Genomic DNA, 18662 nt, shown 5'->3' with positions numbered 1-18662 from the left:
GTAGGTCGCAGTCGGTTCCTGCAGCAAGCCAGCCGGCCTCGGCGGGGGAAGCACCACTCGCTACTTCTTCCTCTTGTGCTGGAAAGCCGTCGGCGATTGACCGGTCGCTGCCTTGAACATCGCACAGAACGCACTGTCGGTCGCATAGCCGCTGGCCGACGCCACCTGGCTCACGGCCATGCCGCGCGCAAGCAGCGGCAGCGCATGGGCGAGCACCGCTTGCTGGCGCCACTGCTGCCAGCTCATGCCCAGCTGGTCGCGGAACAGGCGCGCGACCGTGCGTTCGCTGGCGCCGATGGTCTGAGCGCGCTCTGCCAGCGTGGCGCGGCCGGCGGGGTTGCGCAGCAGCGTCTCGCAGAGTTGGCGCAGGCGCTTGTCGGCGGGCAGCGGTACGTCGATGCGGATCTGCGTCGCGCGTTCCAGTTCGTCGACCAGGAGCGGTGCGATCCAGCGTTCGCGCTGCGCCGCATGCGGATCGGCCGGCGGCGTGCCGTCAGGCGTGGTGTCCAGCGCCAGCATCAGGGCGCGCAGCAGCGGGCTGATCTCCAGCACCTCGCATTTCTCCCAGACAGGGCCGAGCCAGCTGTGCAGATAGACGGTGCGCAGCTCCGCGTCCTCTATCAGTGTGATGCTGTGCGCCATGTTGGCAGGCACCCAGAGTGCGCGCGAGGGCGGCACGATATAGCTGCCGTCCTCGGTGCTGAGGCGGATCACGCCCTTCGTCGAGAACGTGAGCTGCGGCCAGGGATGCGTGTGCAGCTCGACAATGGTGTCGGCTTCGAGGAAATGCTCCTTGGCGCGCAGCGGTCGCAGCGCATCGGGCACATAGCGCTCTGGTGTGAGCGGGACCACCACATGGGCCGGCGGGGGGACTCCCGGCTGCACGGCGCGGCGGCGTGCGGGCATGTCGGGTGCAAAGGCGGGCGACGGCATGATTTCGACAAATGTTGTCTCTGTATCGCCATTCTGCCGCGGCCTCTCGGCATACCATCCAGGCCTCCCACGGTTTCTTGTTGCAATTCATGTCTTCGATCGACGCTTCTCCCGCCCGCGATACCCTTCGTTCCGACGCAAGGCTGATCGGCGTCGTCGGCCTGGCACACGCCATCAGCCATTTCGCGCAGCTGGTGCTGCCCCCGCTGTTCCCCTGGCTCAAGGATGCTTTCAACGTCAGCTATACCGAGCTCGGCGCCGTGCTGACGGTGTTCTTCGTGGTCTCGTGCGTGGTGCAGGCGGCCTCGGGCTTCCTGGTCGACCGGATGGGGCCACGGCCGGTGCTCTTCGCTGGCCTCGGATTGCTGGCGCTGGCGGCCATCGGCTACGCGCTGGCGCAGAGCTATTGGATGCTGCTGGCGAGCGCGGTGGTGGCCGGTGTCGGCAATGGCGTGTTCCATCCGGTCGACTACACGCTCTTCAACCAGAAGGTGGCGCCGACCCGGCTGGGCCATGCATACAGCGTGCACGGCATCACTGGCAGCCTGGGGTGGGCGCTGGCACCGGCCTTCGTGGTGCCGCTGGCGATTGCCTTCTCGTGGCGCGTGGCACTGGCCTCCGCCAGCGTGCTGGCCCTGGTCGTCCTGCTCGTGCTCTGGCTCAATCGCGCCGTGCTGGCGCTGGATGTGAAAGCCGTGCACAAGGCGACCGGCGCCGACGCCGCAGCCGGCGGCGAGCTGGCCTTCCTGAAGATCCCGGCAGTGTGGATGTGTTTCTGCTTCTTCCTGGTCTACGCGATGGTGCTGAGCGTGGTGCAGACCTTCGCGCCTGCGGCCGCCGGGCACCTGCATGCCGTGCCGGTCGCCCTGGTCGCGATCTGCCTCACCGTCTACATGGTGGCCAGCTCCGGCGGGATGCTGGTGGGCGGCTTCCTCGCCTCCGACCCCAGCCGGTGCGAGCGCATCGTGGGCTTCGCTTTCGGCGTTGCGGCAATGCTGGCCTTGGTCCTTGCGCTGGTGGATTTCCCGCCGGTGCTGGTGCCTGCGATGTTCGGTGCCATGGGCTTCGCTTCAGGTATCGCCGGGCCCTCGCGCGACCTGCTCGTCAAGCGCTCGACGCCGGCCAATGCATCGGGCCGCGTCTACGGCGTGGTGTACGCCGGCATCGACATCGGGCAGGCGGTGGCGCCGCTGATCTTCGGCCGGCTGATGGATCACGGCCAATACATGAGCGTGATCATCGGCCTGGCGGTGGTGCAGGCGCTGCTGATCGCCAGCGCCTTCAACGTGCGGCGGGTGCGGCGCGAGGCGCTCGTGCCCGCGTCGGCCTGATGGCCCCCCAAGCTCGGCACTGCGTGTCCTCTCTGCTCCCCGAGGGGGCTGCGGCCGCCTTGGGGCGGCCCTGCGGCGTCTGGCCTCCGCATTGGATTCGTCGCTCTATCTGATCGTCGCGCTCGGCGCGATCGTGGCTGGCTTCGTACAGGGCCTGTCGGGCTTCGCCTTCGGCCTGGTCGCGATGTCCTTCTGGGCCTGGACCGTGGACCCCCGGCTGGCCGCGGTGCTCGCTACTTTCGGCGGGCTGACGGGCCAGGTGATCGCCGCCGTCACGGTGCGGCGCGGTTTCGACCGCGCCTTGCTGCTGCCCTTCGTGCTCGGCGGCCTGATGGGCGTGCCGCTGGGTGTATGGCTGCTGCCGCGCCTCGACGTGCCGCTGTTCAAGGCCTGCCTTGGCGGACTGCTCGTGCTCTGGTGCCCGGCCATGCTGATGGCGCGCAACCTGCCGCGGGTGAGGGCTGGCGGGCGCGCGGCCGATGGCGTGGTCGGCATGATCGGCGGGGTCTGCGGCGGGCTCGGCGGCTTCACCGGCGCCCTTCCGACGCTCTGGTGCACGCTGCGCGGGCTCGAAAAGGACGTGCAGCGCTCGGTGATCCAGAACTTCAATCTCTCGATGCTGGTGGTGACCTTCTCGCTCTATCTCGGCACCGGCCTCGTCGCCCTCCCGATGCTGCCGCTGCTGGGCATCGTCGCCCTCGCGGTCCTGGTGCCGGTGCTGCTCGGCGCGCGGGTCTACGTCGGCATCAGCGAGGCGGCCTTCCGCCAGATCGTGCTGAGGCTGCTGACGCTGTCGGGCGTGGCACTGCTGGTGTCCTCGTTGCCGGTATTGCTGGCTCGCGGCCCGCTCAATTGAGGTAGTCGAGGAAGGCCGGAATCACTTCCCGGAGGAAGGCGATCTCGGATTCCTGGATGCCGCACGGCTCCAGATCGAAATGAATGAAGGTGCCGTACGGCGTGCCATCCGCGCGCGTCAGCAACTGGCCGTAGTAGGACTCGACGAAGCCCGCGTAGGGGCGATTCGTGAGGCGCTGGTCCTTGGACGCGTGCCGGGTCACGAACTCGCCATGCTCCATGGCGTACTGGCAGAAGCTCCTGCCGAGCGGCACGACCTTCAGCCAGGTGCGGTATTCGGAGGTGCGATCGAAGGCGTGCGCCGCGTGCATCACTTCGCCGTTGAGCTTGTAGATGGCGGTAAACCGGTAGTCGGTCCGATCGTTGAGCAGGGCCAGCGCAGGGGCGATCCCGCGGTTGGCCAGAACGCTGCGCACTGCCATGGCGGGCGCTGGCAAATCAGTGTCGAGCATGAAATTCTGAAATGGCGTGGGGCGCGAATCTTACGAAATTCTTACGGTCCGTGCGCACCGTTTCGACCCCCAATTTGTCAGCGCAAACCCTTGGTCGACGCCCGGTGCAGTGGTTGTTCATCGCGAACGCCTGCGCCTGCAAGACGTCGCGATGAAGGAGCCGGGCCTCCCGGGGCTTTCCTCAGGCGGACACCAATGCATCGATGCGCCTCAGCGCCTCCAGCGTCTTCACACAAGCCTCGGCCACCTCGGTCCCCTTGACCGCGAAGTGGCGGTGAAAGTACTTGCGATGCTCCACGTGTTCGTGGAAGTGGTGCGGCGTGAGCACGGCCGAGAAGACGGGCACGTCGGTTTCCAGCTGTACCGCCATCAGCGCGTTGACCACCGTGCCGGCGACGAACTCGTGGCGGTAGATGCCGCCGTCCACCACCAGCGCGCAGCCGACGATGCCCGCATAGCGCCCGGACCGCGCCAGCCGCTTGGCATGCAGCGGGATCTCGAAGGCGCCGGGGACGTCGAAGATGTCGATGTCGGCCCGGGGCACGCCCTGGCGTTCCATCTCTTCGAGAAAGGCGTCGCGCGCCTGATGGACGATGTCTGAATGCCACTGCGCCTGCACGAAGGCGATGCGCTTGCCGCGCGAGTTGCCGGACGCGCCGACGGCAGAGAGGGGAAGGTCGTTGATCTGACTCATGGTTTGCCTTTGAAGAAGGGTTGCCTGAATCAGGGCGCACGAGCCCGCAGCAGCCAGGCGCATGGGGATGCGCCCGCCCGGCGGCGGGATCGCGCTCTCTTTCATCCGGACTATGAGGTCTTGTGTGGCCGCCACTGACGGCAACACGAGCCCTGACCGTCGGCCCCGGGATCTCACCAGGTCTGCTGACCCCGTGGCGCACGGGGCGCCGCGGGCGCTCGCGGGCTCGTGCGAACAGGTCGCCATCACCGCCGGTGGGGAATTCCACCCCGCCCTGAGAACGCTTTGCCGCAGCGCTCTCGCGCGGCGGCCCTGCGATTCTAGGACTGCCGCGACACGGGCGTTGTCGCGTGGGCGGCAGACCCGGTCAGACCACGCTGCGGTGGCGCTCGATGCAGATCGCCAGCGTTTCGTCGCCCGGCCGCTGCCACCAGTCGAGCGCCGAGAAGATCTCGACCTCGCTGAAGCCGGCGAAGCCCGCTGCCTCGATCCAGCCGCGGATCTTGCGCAGTTCGACCACGCCGTCGCCCATCATGCCGCGGTCGTTCAGGAGGTCGCGGGTGGGCGTGAGCCAGTCGCACACGTGGTAGGCCAACAGGCGCTCCCTGCCCGCGCGCGCGATCTGCTGCTGCAGCTTCGGGTCCCACCAGACGTGGTAGACGTCGAGCGCGACACCCAGCATGCCCGAGCGCTGCGGGTCGAGGTCGTCGCAGAGGTCGAGCGCCTGCTCGAGCGTGTTGATGCAGGCGCGATCGGCGGCCTGCATGGGATGCAGGGGCTCGATGGCGAGCGGCATGCCGACCTCGCGCGCGTATTCGAGCGAAGCGGCAATGCCGTCACGCACCTCGCGGCGCGCACGGGCGATGTCCTTGTACTGCACCCGGCCCTCGAGCGCGCCGGGCAGGGCGCCGACCACCAGCACCAGGCAGGGCGCGTCGAGCGTCTTGGCTTCGTCGATGGCGCGGCGGTTGTCTTCCAGTGCCGCCTTCAGCCCGGCGGTGTCGGATGCAGGAAAGAAGCCGCCGCGGCAATAGCCGGAGAGGCCGATGCCGCAGGCCCGCAACTGCTTGCCAATGCGCTCGAGCCCGACTGCGGCGACCTGGTCTCGCCAGGGGCTGATCGCGCGGATGCCCTGCGCTGCGCACTGGTCGATGAGGCGGTCCAGCGGCACCTCGACGCCTTGCTGCTTGCGGATCGTGGCGGTGTTGATGGAGAGCCACTCGTGGCCTTGGGAGAAATCGCGCATGGAGCCGGAAGTTGAGGGAGAACGAAACAAGCAAAGGGGCTCAGCAGGACATCGGCTGCATCGCATCGAAATCGGGCATGGCCGCGCTCGCAAAGCCGGCGCAATCCAGCGACCCGAGGCGGATGCGCCCGTCGCGGATGCGCAGGCGCACCGCGCCGTGGGAACGCTCGTAGACATCGCCGTGCGCGTCCAGGAAGGCCTGCTGCTCCGCGAGCGGCAGCGCGGCCATGCCATTGACGTAGTGGTGGCCGTTGCGCTCGACGTGCGTGATGCCGAGCAGGCTGACCAGCGCCAGGTCCTGCTGCACGGCCAGGCCGGCCTGCGTCGTCAAGTCTTCGCCTGACATGAAGTAGTGCGTCTGCGACTGCTGCGAATTCCACCTTGCGCAGCGTGCGGCATTGAGCAACGACTTGTAGAAGCCCTTGCAGGTCTTCGAGGAAACGCCGGCATAGCCGCGTGCACGCGCCTGCACGAAGCTGTCGAGCTCGCCATCAGACTCGTCGATGATCACCGGCTTGCCGATGCTCGCGCTGCGCACGTCGCGAAGGTCGCGCTCGAGCGCGACACTGCGCGCGATCGGCTGTTCGACGAAGAGGATCGACGCATAGAGGCGCGCCAGTGCAGGCGTTTCGCGCATGCGTGCCATCAGCTCCGCAATGTCGGCTGCGTCGGCGTACTGCTCGTTGCCGTCGAGCGAGACAAAGTAGGGCTCGCCCATTCGGTCCAGCACGTCCTCGATGGCGCCGAGGCGCTCCAGGTCCGATGCAAGGTCGCCGCCCACCTTGAGCTTGAAATAGCGGTGGCCGTAGACGCGCACCACCTCCTCGAGCGTCTCGGGCAGGCCGTCGGCTACCGGGTGCTTCAGGTCGGCCGCGGTGATCGCATCGAGCATGCCGACCGTGTGGCGCGCTTCGATGGTGCCGGCCGGGCTCAGGCTCGCCAGGAAGGCTTGCATGTCCAGTCCGCCGAACTCGGGTCGGCCCGGGCCGATGCCCGCGACGTTGCTGCGCACTGCGGCGTAGAACGAGGTCTGCAGCGCGCGGCACAGCGCATCGAGAATCGCACGGTCGAGCAGCGCGGGCCCATAGCTCGCGAGCAAGGGGTTGAAGCCGAGCCCTGTGGCAGCCAGGCGGTGCGCGTCATGGTGCCGCGCAAAGTGGCCGAATGCCGTCGCGGGCGTGGCGTCGCTCAGGTAGGCCTCGCGCGCGAGCGCGGCAACGCGGCGCAGCTGGTCGAAGTTGTCCTCATTGCTGAGCGCGAGGTTCTTGTCGAACCACTTCGGCGCCATCAGCTCCGCGGCGGCCCCCCAGGCGCTCGATCCGTCGGCGAATTCGATGCGCACGCGTGCGAAAGCCTGGGGGCATTCGGTCAGCGTGACCACGCCGAAGCGGAAGGGCAGGCGCAGCACCACCGGCCGCTCGTACAGGGCGATCTCGCGTACGGCGAAGCGCGGCGCGTCATGCATGTCCAGAAGCCTCCTCGAGCCCGCGCAGATAGCCGATGGCTCGCGCCGCCGAACCCATGCCGTCTGGCACGTAGTCGAAGGGTTCCACGGCGACGATGCCCTCGTAATGCCCGGCTGACTTCATTTCTTCCAGCGCTGCCAGGATGGGAGCGAAGCGCATGTGGCCCTGGCCGGGGCCCCGGCGATTGGGATCGTTGACCTGGACATGGGCAATGTGGCCGGTGGGCATCCATCGGCGCATGAGCGCGGGAATGTCCTCGCGCTCCATCTGGCCGGCGGCGCTGCAGTCGATCATGGTCCTGAAGGCGGGCGAGTCGACGGCGCGGACCAGTTCCACGGCCTCTTCCACCGTGTTGAGAAGGTCGGTCTCGGCGATGGAGAGCGGCTCGATGCAATAGATCACGCCGCATTGTTGCGCGGTTCGCGCTGCAGCAGCCAGGCATTCGCGCGCACGCTCCAGCGCTGTAGTGCGCGTCTCGCCGGGCGGCACCGAGCGCTGCTTCGGCGAGCCGTGCACCAGGTAGCGCCCGCCCATGAGCGCGCAGAGCTCGACGAGGCGCTGCATCACGGCGGTGCTGCGCTGCCGCAGGGCGGCCTCGCGGCTCACGATCGAGAGACCGGCCGGCGCCACCAGCAACCAGTGCAGGCCGCTGATCTCGAGGCCATGCTCGTGGGCGATGCGGCCGAACTCGCGCGCCTGCGCATCGCCGAGGTTCATCGGGTCGGTCGCGAGCGTGAACGGCGCCACCTCGAGCGCGTCGTAGCCCAACGCGGCAGCGGCCCGGCATTGTTCGGGGAAGGGCAGTTCCTTCAGCACTTCGTTGCAGAGCGCGAACTTCATGGGCTGGCGTCCTTCAGGCACTGCGATGGAACGCGAAGCGCTTGGCAGCGCCCCAAGCCCGTCGCACGCGCGCATTGACTGCGGGGATGTACATCAGCATCGTCAGGATAGTGACTGCCGCCAGCGCCGCGCAGATCGGGCGCGTGAAGAAGGGACCGATGCTGCCGTCCGACAACACCAGCCCGCGGCGCAAGCTCTTGTCCAGCAGGTCGCCCAGAACCAGCCCAAGAACGAAGGGAGCCATCTCGTAGCCGCGGCGGCGCAGGAAGAATGCCCCGATACCAATCGCGAGCATCGCGTAGACGTCGAAAAGGCGCGATGCGATGGCGTACGCGCCGACAGTGCACAGCACAAAGATGATGGGCATGAGCACGGAGCGCCTCACGCGCAGCACAAGCATCAGCGGTCGCACCAGAAACAGGCCGAAGAAAAGAATGCTGATGGTCGCCAGCGTGGTCATCGCCACGACGTCGTAGATGAAATGCGGCGTCTTGATCATGAGCATCGGGCCCGGCTGGATGCCGTGGATGATCATGGCGGCCATCAGCACTGCCGAGGGAGCCGAGCCAGGAATGCCGAGCGCCAGCGCCGGGATGATGCCGCCGGGAATGGCCGACATGTCGCCGGTCTCCGCCGCCATCAGGCCGTCGATCGAGCCCTTTCCGAACTGCTCGCGCTCGCTGCTCGCCGCCTTGGCGGCCGCGTAGGACATCCAGGCGCCGGAGTCCTCGCCGACGCCCGGCAGGATGCCCGTCACCACGCCGATGACACCCGAGCGCAGCACGGTGCGCCAGTATGTGAGGACTTCACGGAATCGAGGCAGCACGGAATCGCGCAAGTCGATGATCTTGCGCTCGATGGGGTCGGCCAGCGAGGTCAGCACCTCGGCGAAGCCGAAGGCGCCGATCAAGGCCGGTATCAGCGCAATGCCGCCGGAGAGTTCGTCCCAGCCGAAGGTGAAGCGGTCGTACGCATAGAGGCCTTCCTGGCCCATCTGTGCGACCAGCAGCCCGAGGCAGCCCATGAGCCAGCCCTTGAGCGGGTCCTCGCCGACGATGCTGCCGGACATGGTGACGCCGAAGAGCGCGAGCCAGAAGAACTCGAAGGCGCCGAAGGACAGCGCGATCTCCGCCAACGCCGGCGTGAACATGGCGAGGCACAGAACGCCAAAGAGCGTGCCTGTGAAGGCGCCCGAGGTCGCGATGCCGATGGCGCGGCCGGCTTCACCCTTGCGCGCGAGCGCAAAGCCATCGGCGCAGGACGCCGCATTCGCAGCCGTGCCGGGAATATTGAGGAGAATGGCAGTCCGGCTGCCGCCATAGATGGTTCCGACATAGGCACAGATCAGGATCAGGATCGCATCGTTGGGCGTCAGCTTGATCGTCAACGTCGTCAGCAATGCAATGCACAGCGTGGCCGACAGGCCGGGCAGCACGCCGACGATGATGCCCAGCAGGGCTCCGCCCAAGCCATAGGCGAGTGACCAGACATTCAGGAAGCCGAGGTACGACTCCCCCAGCATCCTCAGGCCATCGAACATGCGCTCTCCTGTGGTTTCAGGGCAGGTGCACCAGGAACAGCTCCTGGAACACGAAAGTGACGATGACGCCGGTCCCCAGTCCCACTGCCAGCGCGAACGCCAACCCACGCACGCGCTGGTTCCTTGCGCTGCGTTCGGCGAACTGCAGGACGGCGATCGAGCCAGTGACGAAGACAGCCGTGGCGAGCCAGAAGGCGAGGCCGTGGCCGACGAGGCCGGCAGCGAAGCCGACGCACAGCGCGAGCACTGTTGCAATGCGCCGGAACTCCGCTCGGTTGTTTTCGCCGAGCGCGCCCGGGACATTCGGCGACGCAGCAAGGCGGCGCCAGGAGCGGTAAGCCAAAAGGAGCCCGAACAAGACGATCGCGCCGCCAAGGCAGCCAGGCAGCAGGCCCGGTACCGTGTAGGGGTTGATGTCCTGCTTTTCAAGGCGGTCCATGCGCAGCGAGCCGACGATCGTGGCGACGCCGAGCGCAACCCAGCCAAGCGCCTGACGCAGGTCCGAGCGCGGCGAAGTCCTTCGCGCCAACGCTGCCGCATCGGCCTGTGCCTCCGCCGCCGCGTCGTCGCGGTCGCGCTCGGCCGCTTCGGTCGTCATGGCCGCGCGATGCCGAGCGTTTCGGGCGAGACCTTGGCCTTGCCGCTGTCGAAGAGCAGCCAGGCGTTGGCCTGGATGGCCGGCGTCACCGCGGCCTGCGCCTCGGCGCCGTACAGCGGCGCGAACAGGGCGCCGCGGCTGGTGGCGTACTTCTTCAGCACGTCGCTCCTGGCGATGTTGTCGACCCAGATCTTCTCCACCGTCTTCACCACCTCGTCGGGCACGCCCTTGGGGATGAAGATGCCGAAGTAGTTGGCCGGCGCCTTGAATCCCGGCAGCGTCTTCGACAGCGGCTCGATGGTGCCGAATCCTTCCAGCTCCAGCGCCTTGTCGCTGACCGTCGCCAACGGGCGGATGCGCTTGCCGCGGATCATGTCCGCCTGCTCGACGGCGAGCTGCGTGGTGACCTCCGTCTCGCCGGCCACGGTGGCCACCACGGCCGGGTTGCCGCCGTCGTAGGTCACGTGCCGGTACTTGACGCCGGTGCTCTTGGCGATCAGCTCCATCGCGTTGTGGCCGGCCGAGGTCACGCCCGCCGTGGCGACGCTGATCTGCCCGGGCTTGGCCTTCATGGCATCCAGCAGCTCCTTGGCATTCTTGTAAGGCGCGGCCGCATTGACGCCGATGACCTGCACGTTGGCGACGTTGAGGAACACGTGCCAGTCGGCCATCCTGGTCTTGAGCATGCCCAGGGTTTCGTAGGAGCCGAGGTCCTGCGCCGCGCCTGCCGTCCAGGTGTAGCCGTCCTTGGGTGCGTCGAGCGCGCTCTTGCTGCCGATCGAGCCCGAAGCGCCGGGCTGGTTCACGATCACCACCTTCTGGCCCAGCGACTTCTCCATCTCCGCCGCGGTCACGCGCGTCACCTGGTCCGTCGAGCCGCCGGCCGCCCAGGGCACGATGATGGTGATGGGGCGCGAAGGCTTCCACTCCTGCGCAAGGGCGGGCATGCCCACCGCGGCGAGTGCGGCGGCGAGTGCAAAGCTTCGGATCAAGTGGCGCTTCTGCATGGTGTCTCCGTTGATGTGTTGAAGTGAGGGAAACGGGATGCTTGAAAGGGTGGCTGTCCGGGGCCGTGCTGCGATTCTCCGGTGCGTGCTTCAGCCCTCGATGCCGTGCAAGGCCAGCAGCGTATTCATGCGCGTGACCGCGAGCTCGGGTTGCTCCAGCAGATTGGCGGCGTCAGCCAGCCGGAAGAGCTCGGCCAGGTGCTGTAGCGAGCGCGTGCTCTGCTGGCCGCCCACCATCGTGAAATGCTTCTGGTGGCCGTTGAGCCAGGCCATGAAGACCACGCCCGTCTTGTAGAAGCGCGTGGGCGCCGCGAAGATGTGGCGCGACAACGGCACGGTGGGGCCGAGGATGGCGTGGAACTTCTCGGTGTTGCCTTGGGCCAGCTCGCCCAGCGCGGCGCTGGCCGCCGGCGCGATGGCGTCGAAAATGCCCAGCAGCGCATCGCTCTTGCCATGCGTCGGCTCGCTGCCATGCCCGTCGCCGGCGATCAGCTCGGCATAGTTGAAGTCGTCGCCGGTGTACATGCGCACCCCGGCCGGCAGCCGGCGGCGCATCGCGATTTCCTTGTCCTTGTCCAGCAGCGAGATCTTGATGCCGTCGACCTTGTGCGGGTGCGCCGCGATGATGCCGAGGGCCGTATCCATGGCGGCGTCGACATCCTTGGTGCCCCAGTAGCCGGCCAGCGCCGGATCGAACATGTCGCCCAGCCAATGCAGGACCACGGGTTGCCTCGCCTGCGACAGGATCCGGTCGTAGACACGCTCGTAGTCGGCGGGGCTTCTTGCCACATGGGCCAGCGCGCGGCTGGCCATCACGATCAGCTTGCCGTCCAGCGCTTCGATGGCCTCCATCTGTTCCTCGTAGGCGCGGATCACGTCGTCGACGCTCTTCGCGTCGATCAGGCTCAGGTGATCGGTGCCGCAGCCCGACGCAACCAGGGCGCCGGGCACGTCCTTGGCCGCGTCGAGCGAGCGGCGGATCAGCTCCAGCGAGGTCGGCCAATCCAGGCCCATGCCGCGCTGTGCCGTGTCCATGGCTTCCGCCACGCCGAGCCCCAGCGACCAGAGATGGCGGCGGTAGGCGATGGTCGCGTCCCAGTCGACGGCGCATTGCAGCCATGGGTCGACCGCCGCCAGCGGGTCGGCCACCACGTGCGCGGCCGAGTAGGCGATGCGATTGAAGCCCATGCCGCGTGGCGGCTTCACGGGGGTGGTGCCGCGCAGCGTGTAGGGAGCGAGCGTGCCGGCGGCGGCGGGGAGGGTCAGTGAAAAAGACATCTGCGCTTCAGATGTTGAGTTCCGGCACATCGATCCAGCGGCGGTCCTGCCACGATTCAAGCGCGGCTTCGACCAACTGCACGCCCTTGGCGCCCTCGGGCAGGGTCCACTTGTACGGCGCGTTCTCGACCACATGGCGGATGAACTGCTCCCACTGGATCTTGAAGCCGTTGTCGTAGACCTGCGAGTCCGGGATCTCCTGCCACTGGTCGAAGAAGTTCATCGTCTGCTTCTCGTCCGGATTCCAGACCGGTCGCGGCGTGGCAACGCGCGACTGCGCCCTGCATGACGACAGGCCCGCGACCGCGGAGCCGTCGGTGCCGTCCACGTGGAAGGTCACGAGGTCGTCGCGTCGCACCCGCGTGGCCCAGCTCATGTTGAGCTGGGCGATCACCGGCTCGCCGGCGTGGCCGCGCAATTGGCAGGTTGCATAGGCCGCATCGTCCGCCGTGGCCTCGTAAGGCTGGCCGTTCTCGTCCCAGCGCTTCGGGATGTGCGTCGCCCCGATGCAAGACACCGATTGCACTTCGCCGAACAGGTTGTCCAGCACGTAGCGCCAGTGGCACATCATGTCCAGGATCATCCCGCCACCGTCTTCCTTGCGGTAGTTCCACGACGGTCGCTGGATCGGCTGCAGGTCGCCTTCGAACACCCAATAGCCGAATTCCAGGCGCACCGACAGCATGCGGCCGAAGAAGCCGGCGCGGCGCAGCATGTCGAGCTTGCGCAGGCCGGGGAGGAAGAGCTTGTCCTGCACCGCGCCGTGCTTGAGCCCCGAGCCCTGGGCCAGGCGCGCGATCTCGACCGCCTCGTTGAGGTTGGTGGCGATGGGCTTCTCGCAGTAGACGTGCTTGCCGGCGCGGATGGCCTTGGCCAGCAGGGTGGGGCGCATCTGCGTCGTGCCGGAGTCGAAGAACAGGGTGTCGTCCTTGTTCTCCAGCGCGGCATCCAGGTCGGTGCCCCACCGCTCGATGCCGTGCGCCTTGGCCAGCGCCTCGATCTTCTCGGCGTTGCGGCCGATCAGGATGGGGTCGGGCATCACCCGGTCGCCGTTGGAAAGCGTGACGCCGCCCTGAGCGCGGATGGCGCAAATGGAGCGGATGAGATGCTGGTTCATGCCCATGCGTCCGGTAACGCCGTGCATGATGAGTCCGAGTCGTTGTGTGGCCATGTCAGAAGGTCTGCCGAATGAAGAGGTTGTGCGAGGGAAATGCGTGGGAGCTCACTGGGGTGCGAGGCCGGCGGCCTTCACCAGCTTGGCGTTGCTGGCGATCTCTTCCTTGATGTAGGCGTCGAACTGCTCGGGCTTGAGCGTCCAGGCGTCGGCGCCCACCTTCAAGAAGCGCTCCTTCACCTCGGGGCTGGCGAGTGCCTTCGCCACTTCGTCGTGCAAGCGGTTGACGATGTCGCGCGGCGTCTTGGCCGGCGCCATCATCCCGATCCAGAAGTTGAATTCCGAACCCGGCACGCCGGCCTCGGCAGTGGTGGGCACGTCGGGCAAGGCGGCGGCGCGCTTTGGCGAGCCCACGGCCAGGGCCAGGAGCTGGCCTTCCTTGATCTGCCCGATCACCGGCGCGATCGGCGAGAAGTAGTAGTCGACGCGGCCGGCCAGCACCTCGGTCACGGCTTCCGCCGAGCCCTTGAAGGGAATGTTGGTGGCATCGATGTTGGCCGCCATCTTGAATTTTTCGGCGTTCAGATGGGTGGCGCTGCCTTGGCCCGCGGAGGCGAAGTTGACCGTGCCGGGCTTGGACTTGGCAGTCGCGACCAGGTCCTTCAGCGTCTTGATGTTTTTCGAGGGCGAGATCACCAGCGCGTTGGGCAGCGAGGAGATCGGCGTGACGCCGGAGAAATCGCCCACCGTGTCGAAGGGCAGCTTGGCGAAGGTCGAGGGACTGACCGTGTGCGAGGACGAGTGGATCATGATCGTGTAGCCGTCCGGCGCCGCCGTGGCCACGGCCTGCTGGCCGATGGTGCCGCTAGCGCCGCCGCGGTTGTCGATGACCAATGTCTGGCCCATGCTGGCGCCCATCTTGTCGGCGATGGCACGGGCAATGATGTCGGTGGTGCTGCCGGCGGCGAAAGGCACGATCACGCGGATCGGCTTGTTCGGGTAGGCGCCCTGTGCGCTCACGCTCAGCGCGGTGCAGAGCGCCAGCGTGGCGAAGAAGGCGTGGCGGCGGGTGGTGATGGGCACTGTGTCTGTTCCTGTTGACGTGGACTGAGCGGCAAAGTCGAAACTGCAATTCACCAAAAAGTGAATTGTCAATTCTAGGAAGCCGTTCGCGAGCCCGTCAACGGCTCGGCCCTAGGAGATACCCGCATCAGTGCAGGACGTAGCCCAGCACCAGGTCGGTCATGTGCGACAGGCGCTGCGCCATTGCCTTGGGCGCGCGCAGGTCGCGGCCGAAGATGGCCGAGAGCGTGTCGTTGTTCGAGAGATAGAAGTAGCAGAGCGCGGCGATCGAGATGTAGAGCTGCACCGGATCGATGCCGGCGCGGAAGAGGTTTTTGCGCCGGCCGCGCTCGAGCACCCCGTCGAGCAGCTGGACCAGCGGCGAGTTCATTTCCTGAATTCGCCCGGAGCGCTTGAGGTGCGCGGCGCGATGCAGGTTCTCGCTGTTGAGCAGCGTGATGAACTCGGGGTGCTCCAGGTAGTAGTGCCAGGTGAAGGAGACCAGGCGCCGGATCGCCTCCACGGGTTCGACCTCGTCCAGGTGCAATTGCTGCTCGGCATCGCGGATATCGGCATAGGTGCGCTCGAGTACCGCCAGGAAGAGGTCGTCCTTGCTGCCGAAGTAGTAGTAGATCAGTCGCTTGTTGAGTCCCGCGCGCGCGGCGATGCTGTCCATGCGTGCGCCGGCCAGGCCGCGTTGCGCGAACTCGTCGCGGGCCGAGTCGAGGATTGCGAGCTGCGATCGGTCGGCATCGCGTGAGCGGGGTTCGATGGGCGCTGTCGGCGGCGTCTTCATGGGTGCAATTTAACCAATTGGGGAATTAAGGCAAGTATTCCTGCGGTGTGCGGATAATCGCGGCTCCTTTTGATATTGCAGCAGAGAGGCGCCCGCCCATGAGTTCGTCGCAATCCGCAGGCCACCTGATCGTCGAGTGCCTCATCGAGCAAGGCGTGGAACTTGCGTTCGGGGTGCCGGGCGAAAGCTTCCTGGCGGTGCTCGATGGCTTTCATGCCTATGCCGAGCGCATCCGCTTCATCGTCAATCGCCAGGAAGGCGGAGCGGCTTTCATGGCCGAGGCCCACGGCAAGTTGACGGGCCGGCCCGGCATCTGCTTCGTGACGCGCGGCCCCGGAGCGACCAACGCCTCGATCGGCGTGCACAACGCCTTCCAGGACTCGACGCCGATGGTGCTCTTCGTCGGCGATGTCGGCAGCGACTTCCGCGACCGCGAGGCTTTCCAGGAGGTCGACTACGGCAGTTTCTTCGGGCCCAGCACCAAGGGCTTTGCCAAGCGCGTGGAGCGCATCGACGATGCCGACCGGATTCCCGAGTACGTGGCGCGCGCTTTCGCGACGGCCATGAACGGACGCCCCGGCCCTGTGGTGCTGGTGTTGCCGGAGGACATGCTGCGCAGCATGTCCTCGGCGCGACCGCTGGCACGCGTCGAGGCCGTTCAACCCTGGAGCGATCCGGGCGCGCTGCGGACCCTGCGCGAGCTGCTGATGAAGGCGCAGCGTCCGCTGGTGATCGCCGGCGGCGGCGGCTGGACCGTGCAGGCGGCGCAGGCGCTGCAGCGCTTTGCCGAGAACTGGAAGCTGCCGGTGGCGAACGCTTTCCGCTTCCAGGATACCTTCGACAACCATCACCCGCTCTACGCCGGCGACGTGGGCATCGCGATCAATCCTCGACTGGCCGAGCACGTGAAGCACAGCGATCTCGTGCTGGCCATCGGGCCCCGGCTGGGCGAGATGACGACGGGCGGCTACACGCTGCTCGAGGCGCCACGGCCCGCGCAGACGCTGGTTCACATCCATGCGAGTGCGGAGGAGCTCAACCGCGTCTACCAGGCGGACCTCGCCATCAACGCCGGCATGAGCGCGGCGGCGCGCAGCCTGGAGGTGCTGAGTCCCCCGGCCGAATTGCCGTGGGAGCCGTGGGCCGCGCAGTTGCATGCCGACTACCTCGCCAACCTGGAGCCGCAGGCGCTTGCCGGGTTGCCGGCCGAGTCGCCGCGCGGCGCCGTCGATCTGGTGGCGGTGGTTCGTACCCTGCAGCAGCACCTACCGGCGGATGCGGCCATCACCAACGGGGCCGGCAACTTCGCCAGCTGGGTGCACCGCTACTTTCGCTACCACGGCCTCGCCAAAGGCCACAAGACGCAGCTGGCGCCGACCAGCGGCGCCATGGGTTACGGCGTGCCGGCGGGCATCGGGGCGAACATCGCGACCGGCCGCGTCGCCTTCACCATCGCGGGCGATGGAGACTTCCTGATGAACGGGCAGGAACTTGCTACGGCCACGCAGCATGGCGGCAAGAGCATCATCTTGCTGCTCAACAACGGCATGTTCGGCACCATCCGCATGCATCAGGAACGCGAGTACCCGGCGAAGGTGAGCGGCACGGCCCTGGCCAACCCGGACTTCTGCGCACTTGCGCGCGCTTATGGCTACGTTGCCGAGCGCGTCACCGAGACCGCGCAGTTCGAGGCGGCGCTGCTGCGTGCGCTGGCGGCCGATACGGGCACGCTGATCGAGATCCCCCTCGACCCCGAGGTCATCACGACGCGCGGCACGCTGTCGGTCATCACCAAGGCGGCGCAGGCGCGCGGGGCCCGCTGAGCCGCTGCAAGCGCTGGGCCGCTGCAAGAAAAAAGCCGGCTTGCGCCGGCTTTTTCATTGAAGCGCCTGGTGGCGCTCCGGGAGGTCACTTCACGTGCTTGCCGATCAGCGAGGCCAGCTCGAACATCGAGACTTGCGGCTTGCCGAAGATTTCCTTCAGCTTGGCGTCAGCGTTGATGTTGCGCTTGTTGGCCTTGTCCTGCAGGTTGTTCTTCTTGATGTAGTCCCACAGCTTGCTCACGACGGCGGTGCGCGGCAGAGGCGTCGAACCCACGACGGCGGCGAGCGCCGGGCTGGGGGTGAGGGCCTTCATGAACGCGGCGTTGGGCGTGCGCTTCTTGGCGGGAGCAGCCTTCTTAGCAGCAGCGTTCTTTGCGGGGGCAGCCTTCTTGGCGGGTGCCGCCTTCTTCGCCGGAGCAGCCTTCTTGGCCGGTGCGGCCTTCTTCGCAGGAGCAGCCTTCTTTGCAGGCGCTTTCTTGGCCGGAGCCTTCTTTGCAGTTGCCATGGTTGATTTCCTTTTTAAATTGGTCACTTTTCACCAATGAAAACGGTGTCTCCACTGGCACTGCGGATGCTAAAGGAGAAGAAACGCGTTTCCAAGGGAAAAAGGGACTTTTTCATTGGGAGCTGTTGTTTTTACAGAGGAGAGACGGGAGTGCTTCGCACTCTGAAGCGCCTTCAGGCCCTGTCGCCGCGCTTCAGGCGCGGCGCGAAGGCCAGGTCGCGAGCACCACGCCGAGCAGCGCAAATGCGAAGGCGCACACCTGCAGCAGCGACAGCTTTTCGCCGAGCACGAGCACGCCGACCATGGCCGCGCTCACGGGCAGCATCACCGTGAACACTCCCGCCTGCGAGGCCGGCACCCCCTTGAGGCCCGTCATCCAGAGCCACACCGTCCAGATGCTGGCAGCCAGCGCATAGACCACCAACAAGACCCACAGGCCCGGCGGAACAGCGCCGAAGTCGAAGCGCAACGCGAACCACAACCCCAGCGGCGTCGAGAGCACGAAGCCCCAGAGATTGATCAGCGACGAGATGCGCTTGGGTCCGAGCTTTCCGGTGAGCGACTTGCCGATCACCGCGTAAGCCGCCTCGCAGAGCACCGCGCAGAACACGAGGAGGTTGCCGAGCCAGGCCATGGAGACAGCAGTGGTGCTGCCCGTGGGGGCGGAGGGCTGCGTGGGCGCGAGCGCAAGGAGGCCGATGCCGCCGGCCGCGCAGGCGATGGCGAGCGCGGTCCGTCGCGTGATGCTCTCGCGCAGGAAGACCCGGCTGCCGATCGCGACCGCTGCGGGGATCGTGGCCATGATCACGCCCGCCGATACGGCGCTGGTCAGGCTCACGCCGAACAGCATGCAGATCGAGAACAGGAAGTTGCCGAGGAAGGACTCGAGGAAGACCAGGCCGCGCGTGCGCGCCGTCATCGCTGGCTCGTTGGGGGGACGACGCAGCCAATGCGGCATCGCCAGGGCGGCGATGCCGAAGCGGAGCCAGGCAAGCAGGAATACCGGGAAGGCGACGACCAGTGGTTTGGAGAGGGCGACGTAGCTGCCGACCAGCGACATGCTGAGGGCCAGGCACCCATAGGCGACGAGGCGGCCGGGCGCGGGGAGGGCGGGGTTCAATA

The 18662-nt window shown here is 67.0% G+C and carries 18 protein-coding genes and 1 riboswitch; of the genes, 3 read left to right on the top strand and 15 right to left on the bottom strand.

Annotated features, from left to right (window positions below):
- Positions 1-60: 60 nt before the first annotated feature.
- Complete coding sequence (locus tag G3W89_RS20500) at positions 61-906, bottom strand: AraC family transcriptional regulator (RefSeq protein ID WP_162575906.1); 846 nt, start codon at positions 904-906, stop codon at positions 61-63.
- Positions 907-1022: 116 nt separating this feature from the next.
- Between G3W89_RS20500 and G3W89_RS20495 the strand changes: the two genes are divergently transcribed.
- Both G3W89_RS20495 and G3W89_RS20490 read left to right on the top strand, forming a co-directional pair.
- Complete coding sequence (locus G3W89_RS20495) at positions 1023-2264, top strand: MFS transporter (RefSeq protein WP_162575905.1); 1242 nt, start codon at positions 1023-1025, stop codon at positions 2262-2264.
- 91 nt (positions 2265-2355) lie between these two features.
- The gene (locus tag G3W89_RS20490; RefSeq protein ID WP_162575904.1) at positions 2356-3120 is read left to right on the top strand and encodes a sulfite exporter TauE/SafE family protein; all 765 of its coding nucleotides are present in this window, start codon (positions 2356-2358) and stop codon (positions 3118-3120) included.
- Here G3W89_RS20490 and G3W89_RS20485 read toward each other — a convergent pair.
- The 12 genes from G3W89_RS20485 to G3W89_RS20430 all read right to left on the bottom strand — a co-directional run bounded on the left by G3W89_RS20485 (position 3113) and on the right by G3W89_RS20430 (position 15212).
- Positions 3113-3571: a GAF domain-containing protein gene (locus tag G3W89_RS20485; protein WP_162575903.1), complete on the bottom strand. Its 459-nt coding sequence runs from the start codon at positions 3569-3571 to the stop codon at positions 3113-3115. The genes G3W89_RS20490 and G3W89_RS20485 overlap by 8 nt on opposite strands.
- A 181-nt stretch (positions 3572-3752) precedes the next feature.
- The gene (locus tag G3W89_RS20480) at positions 3753-4265 is read right to left on the bottom strand and encodes a 6,7-dimethyl-8-ribityllumazine synthase (RefSeq protein ID WP_162575902.1); all 513 of its coding nucleotides are present in this window, start codon (positions 4263-4265) and stop codon (positions 3753-3755) included.
- Positions 4266-4354: 89 nt separating this feature from the next.
- A riboswitch (FMN riboswitch) is annotated at positions 4355-4551 on the bottom strand.
- 81 nt (positions 4552-4632) lie between these two features.
- Entirely contained in the window at positions 4633-5511 is an 879-nt protein-coding gene (locus G3W89_RS20475) for a sugar phosphate isomerase/epimerase family protein (RefSeq protein WP_162575901.1), read from the bottom strand.
- Between the two features lie 40 nt (positions 5512-5551).
- Entirely contained in the window at positions 5552-6976 is a 1425-nt protein-coding gene (locus G3W89_RS20470) for an enolase C-terminal domain-like protein (protein WP_162575900.1), read from the bottom strand.
- Entirely contained in the window at positions 6969-7817 is an 849-nt protein-coding gene (locus G3W89_RS20465; RefSeq protein ID WP_162575899.1) for a sugar phosphate isomerase/epimerase family protein, read from the bottom strand. Before G3W89_RS20465 ends, G3W89_RS20470 begins: the two co-directional genes overlap by 8 nt.
- A 13-nt stretch (positions 7818-7830) precedes the next feature.
- Entirely contained in the window at positions 7831-9357 is a 1527-nt protein-coding gene (locus tag G3W89_RS20460) for a tripartite tricarboxylate transporter permease (RefSeq protein ID WP_162575898.1), read from the bottom strand.
- A 16-nt stretch (positions 9358-9373) separates the two neighbouring features.
- Positions 9374-9955, bottom strand: coding sequence for a tripartite tricarboxylate transporter TctB family protein (locus G3W89_RS20455; RefSeq protein WP_162575897.1), 582 nt, complete (start codon positions 9953-9955; stop codon positions 9374-9376).
- Positions 9952-10962 (bottom strand): Bug family tripartite tricarboxylate transporter substrate binding protein, encoded by a 1011-nt coding sequence (locus G3W89_RS20450; protein WP_162575896.1) that lies wholly within the window; start codon positions 10960-10962, stop codon positions 9952-9954. The genes G3W89_RS20455 and G3W89_RS20450 overlap by 4 nt, the downstream gene beginning before the upstream one ends.
- Before the next feature lie 90 nt (positions 10963-11052).
- Positions 11053-12240, bottom strand: a complete 1188-nt coding sequence (locus tag G3W89_RS20445) for a dihydrodipicolinate synthase family protein (RefSeq protein ID WP_162575895.1) — start codon at positions 12238-12240, stop codon at positions 11053-11055.
- A gap of 7 nt (positions 12241-12247) precedes the next feature.
- Positions 12248-13411, bottom strand: coding sequence for a Gfo/Idh/MocA family protein (locus G3W89_RS20440; RefSeq protein WP_162575894.1), 1164 nt, complete (start codon positions 13409-13411; stop codon positions 12248-12250).
- A gap of 51 nt (positions 13412-13462) precedes the next feature.
- Positions 13463-14431, bottom strand: a complete 969-nt coding sequence (locus G3W89_RS20435) for a tripartite tricarboxylate transporter substrate binding protein (RefSeq protein WP_232076839.1) — start codon at positions 14429-14431, stop codon at positions 13463-13465.
- A 133-nt stretch (positions 14432-14564) separates the two neighbouring features.
- On the bottom strand, positions 14565-15212 hold the full coding sequence (locus G3W89_RS20430; RefSeq protein WP_162575893.1) for a TetR/AcrR family transcriptional regulator: 648 nt from the start codon (positions 15210-15212) through the stop codon (positions 14565-14567).
- A 98-nt stretch (positions 15213-15310) separates the two neighbouring features.
- Here G3W89_RS20430 and G3W89_RS20425 point away from each other — a divergent pair, with 98 nt between their 5' ends.
- On the top strand, positions 15311-17035 hold the full coding sequence (locus tag G3W89_RS20425) for a thiamine pyrophosphate-binding protein (RefSeq protein ID WP_162575892.1): 1725 nt from the start codon (positions 15311-15313) through the stop codon (positions 17033-17035).
- Between the two features lie 85 nt (positions 17036-17120).
- Here the strand turns inward: G3W89_RS20425 and G3W89_RS20420 are convergent, their stop codons facing one another.
- Together G3W89_RS20420 and G3W89_RS20415 are read right to left on the bottom strand one after the other, a co-directional pair.
- Positions 17121-17540, bottom strand: coding sequence for an SWIB/MDM2 domain-containing protein (locus G3W89_RS20420; RefSeq protein ID WP_162575891.1), 420 nt, complete (start codon positions 17538-17540; stop codon positions 17121-17123).
- Between the two features lie 193 nt (positions 17541-17733).
- Positions 17734-18660, bottom strand: coding sequence for a DMT family transporter (locus tag G3W89_RS20415; protein WP_162575890.1), 927 nt, complete (start codon positions 18658-18660; stop codon positions 17734-17736).
- Positions 18661-18662: the final 2 nt, after the last annotated feature.

Source organism: Variovorax sp. PBL-H6, assembly GCF_901827155.1.
Taxonomy (GTDB): domain Bacteria; phylum Pseudomonadota; class Gammaproteobacteria; order Burkholderiales; family Burkholderiaceae_C; genus Variovorax.
Note: the sequence above shows the minus strand (reverse complement) of the source record. Positions and strands in the feature narration are given on the sequence as shown.